This is a genomic window from Clostridium sp. DSM 8431 (assembly GCF_900116755.1).
Lineage (GTDB): Bacteria > Bacillota > Clostridia > Clostridiales > Clostridiaceae > Clostridium.
The window spans coordinates 1-3,416 of the sequence record NZ_FPBY01000248.1; the positions used below are offsets into that span (position 1 = coordinate 1).

Consider the following 3,416-nt stretch of genomic DNA (forward strand, 5'->3'; position numbering starts at 1 on the left):
GGTACGCCGATAGAAGAAATTTTTGAGTCATTAAAAATAGCTTAGGATTCTGTTTGGTTACTTGACTGTAAAATTTTTCGAGTAAAAATGCACTATCATAGGTCTCATGCTATTAATATTTATAGTAAGCTTGGGGTTGATAAATAAAAAAACAAGATTACTACCATAAAATAAAGGTGCATCTAAGTTTCAGCTATTTAGATGCACCTTTTACTTTTATGTAAACTATTATTTTGGAGAATAACTTATGAATCTTATTTACTTTATAAATTTATTATATAAATAAATTATGACAGTATTGTGTCAAAATAATATTTTATCTTGAAAATAATGATGGATTAGTTGCAAGTGAAAATTTTGAAACTGCTGCTGAAAAAATTACAGTTAGAGATGTATTTCCTGAAATGATATTTTGTGAAGAACTATATGGTAATAACCTTAAATAGTTATGAAGATTACTTAGAGGCTTTAAAATCTTTTCCTAATATGCAAAATGGCACTCCACTCTTTTGGAGTGGATCTAGTGAAACAGCACTATTTGGACATATAGGAGTTAAAGGAGTAAGCAGAAGATACTATTGCAATTGGTGATGCAAAAATTGATATACCAATGCTTGAATATTGTAATGTGGGGGTTGCTATGGGTAATGGTGGATCTGAAATTAAAGCTATGGCTGACTTTATAACTGATGATGTAGATGAAGATGGTTTATATAAGGCATTTGAAAAGTTAGGATTAATATAAAAAATATATAAAATATAAAAGTAACTAGGCATATTTTTATAACTATAGTTACTTTTTTGACCTAATAATCATTTAAAAGACAGCACAGAGAGTGTTTTATGCAAGATTAGTTTTTGGGTACTCGAAAAAAATCTAATTTTGGGTTATTGACTATTTTTTTAATCAATGTTATTTTCGAAAGTAGAAAATTATATAGATATATTTATTTACGAGGGAGTTTGAAAATGGATAATTATGAGATTTTAGGTGTTAGTAAAGATGCATCTATGGAAGAAGTTAAAGCCGCCTATGAAGAAAAATTATCTAAAATTGATAATGATGTAGTTAATATGAAAAATGCTGAAGCCTTTAAGAAAATTTTAAAGGATGCTTATGAAGGTATTACTAAAAAAAAATCAACTGAAAATACTTTAGTAATGACAAAGGAAGAATTTCATAAATTTGCTATGAAGCAGGCTGGTTTTTCATATAGTGATGATGAAGAAGATGAAGAAAGTTATTATGATGACGAGGAAGAAGACTCCTATTATGATGATGAAGATGATTATTATGAGGAATATGGTTATTATTCAGATATAAGTGATTCAGATGAGTATGAAGAAGATAAGCCTAGAGAAAGAAGAAGCGTTAAGTATAACAAAAAGAATAAACGAAAAAATAAAAAGAAATCAAAAGAAGGTAATAAGAGAAATAGAAGTGCTAAAAGAGAACCTGATTATGATGAAGATAGAGTATCTAGACGTGAGAGAAGTAGTGAAAATAAATTACCTTGGATTATAAGAATTCCTATATCCATCGTATTTTTACCTTTTATATTAGTATTTTCAGTTGTTTTATTTATATTTTATATACTAGATTTAGTACTGGGGATCATTGCAAAGCTTGTTATTTTTGCTTCAGTAGTTATAGCTATTGGTTATGGTTTTGCTGTTTATAAAGAAATGATTCCTTTAGATAATAGAGTATTTATTATTTGTGGAGCTTCCTTTATTGTGGCTTTAATACTTTTACCAGTCATTAGAGTTATATTTAAATCTTTAGAAATTTTAAATAATAAGTTGAAAGCTTTTGTTTTTTAGGTTATATTTTAAAGGTAATATATAATAACATAGAGGATTTGAGGAGAGAGTTATGACAGAAAATGAAGTTATTATTCAATACAGATATATAGGAAATAAAGATGACAATGAAGTTTTTGACATAGAACTTGAATGGGGTGTAATTATTAAGGAAATATTTTTACATATAAGTCTTGCCCTTACTAAAGAAGATGAAGTTTTTAATTCTAAATATATTGGAGACAGAATTTCAAACTTTATAGCAAAGAAGATTGATGAAGAAAGAACTATGCAAAAACTTTTAAGAGGAGAGATAAAGGTAAGCTTATTAGAAGAATCTGTTTATAAAATAACAAGATATTTAATTAAAAATGATTATGTAACTACATTTTATAATAATGAAAATCAAAAAGTATTTTCAATGACAGATAAAGCAACAGACTTTTTGGGCAACCTTTTATTATAGTATTTAAAATACCAGCTTTTTTGAGTTGGTATTTTTTTGCATAATGTAAGGTTAAAAATAATATATTAAATTGTATTAATATAAATCAAAGGAAACTTTATGGCTGAAAAAGATTTGTTTAGTAAATATAATGCTATTTTGAAAAGAAGTATAGTTACAATAATTAATTCTTTTATTAAAAATACAGAAAAGAGAGCTATTTTATTAGATCTTCATAATAATTTTTTTTCAATAAAGGTTTATGGTAAATTTGAAAAAGATATAACTCAAGATAGTTGTCTTATAAAATCTCTACTCAATTTATCTACTCAAGTTTATTATGTTACTACTACGAATCAGGTAAAGGTTACTAAATCATTAGATTTTTCTGAATATAAAAGTGGTGTGTATAAAATAAAGGATTTATCAGTTCTATCTAGTGATGAAAAAAATGATAATGTAACTCTTATTTTCTATAAAAGCAATTTTAAAGAACCTTTAAAGCTTTTATGCAAAGAAAATATTGTAAATGATTTAAGACTATATATAAATGATATTTATAATGATGCTTTTTCTTATTTAAAGATAAAGTGTTTTGATGAAATACTAGAAAGTAAAAATAAAGCTGGACTTTTATTAAATGAAGATAATATTGAAGCTTCTGATAATACAAACATTTATATTTATAAAATGACTGACTATTTCAAAGCCTTTGATATTGTTATTAATGGAATTAAGGTGCCTAAAGATATTACAGAAAAATTTATTAATTGGAAAAAATATCCTTTTAGGCAAAAGGGTTATTCCTTTAGAAAAATGTACTTAATTATGCAGATTAAAATAGAAGATTTGGATATAAATGATGAAAGTCAAATTGAATTGATATACAAGAAGAAAGAGAAAAATCTTATTGAGATTTTAGAAAATTATAAAGAATACTTCTTAAATAACAAGGTTTATTTTAATATGGATTATGATAAAGAAAAAATGAAGTATATCTTAAAGAAAAGCGGATATAAAAACTACGTTGAAGCAGTAAAATACATACTTGATAATTATCTTGAAGAAAATAAATAAAAAAGACCAGCTAATAATAGTCAAGTAAATTTTAAAAAATAATATTTTTTAAAAAAGGGTATAGCAAACAAACCATTTGTAAAACACGAAT

General features: G+C 25.0%; 5 protein-coding genes. All 5 read left to right on the forward strand.

Going from position 1 to position 3,416, the window contains the following annotated elements:
* Positions 1 to 414 precede the first annotated feature (414 nt).
* The 5 genes from BM384_RS18050 to BM384_RS16245 all read left to right on the forward strand — a co-directional run bounded on the left by BM384_RS18050 (position 415) and on the right by BM384_RS16245 (position 3,325).
* On the forward strand, positions 415 to 591 hold the full coding sequence (locus BM384_RS18050) for a hypothetical protein (RefSeq protein WP_207650745.1): 177 nt from the start codon (positions 415 to 417) through the stop codon (positions 589 to 591).
* A 19-nt stretch (positions 592 to 610) separates the two neighbouring features.
* Complete coding sequence (locus BM384_RS18055; protein WP_242946089.1) at positions 611 to 745, forward strand: HAD hydrolase family protein; 135 nt, start codon at positions 611 to 613, stop codon at positions 743 to 745.
* A 224-nt stretch (positions 746 to 969) separates the two neighbouring features.
* Positions 970 to 1,824, forward strand: coding sequence for a J domain-containing protein (locus BM384_RS16235; protein WP_090015190.1), 855 nt, complete (start codon positions 970 to 972; stop codon positions 1,822 to 1,824).
* 52 nt (positions 1,825 to 1,876) lie between these two features.
* Positions 1,877 to 2,269 carry a hypothetical protein gene (locus BM384_RS16240; protein WP_090015192.1) on the forward strand — a complete coding sequence of 131 codons (393 nt, stop codon included), beginning with the start codon at positions 1,877 to 1,879 and terminating at the stop codon, positions 2,267 to 2,269.
* A 99-nt stretch (positions 2,270 to 2,368) separates the two neighbouring features.
* Positions 2,369 to 3,325 (forward strand): hypothetical protein, encoded by a 957-nt coding sequence (locus BM384_RS16245; RefSeq protein ID WP_090015194.1) that lies wholly within the window; start codon positions 2,369 to 2,371, stop codon positions 3,323 to 3,325.
* Positions 3,326 to 3,416: the final 91 nt, after the last annotated feature.

What these genes read in the sequence shown, in the direction of transcription:
- BM384_RS16245 (WP_090015194.1), top strand. Translation starts at nt 2,369, where the DNA reads ATGGCTGAAAAAGATTTGTTTAGTAAATATAATGCTATTTTGAAAAGA.
- BM384_RS16235 (WP_090015190.1), top strand. Translation starts at nt 970, where the DNA reads ATGGATAATTATGAGATTTTAGGTGTTAGTAAAGATGCATCTATGGAA.
- BM384_RS18055 (WP_242946089.1), top strand. Translation starts at nt 611, where the DNA reads ATGCTTGAATATTGTAATGTGGGGGTTGCTATGGGTAATGGTGGATCT.
- BM384_RS16240 (WP_090015192.1), top strand. Translation starts at nt 1,877, where the DNA reads ATGACAGAAAATGAAGTTATTATTCAATACAGATATATAGGAAATAAA.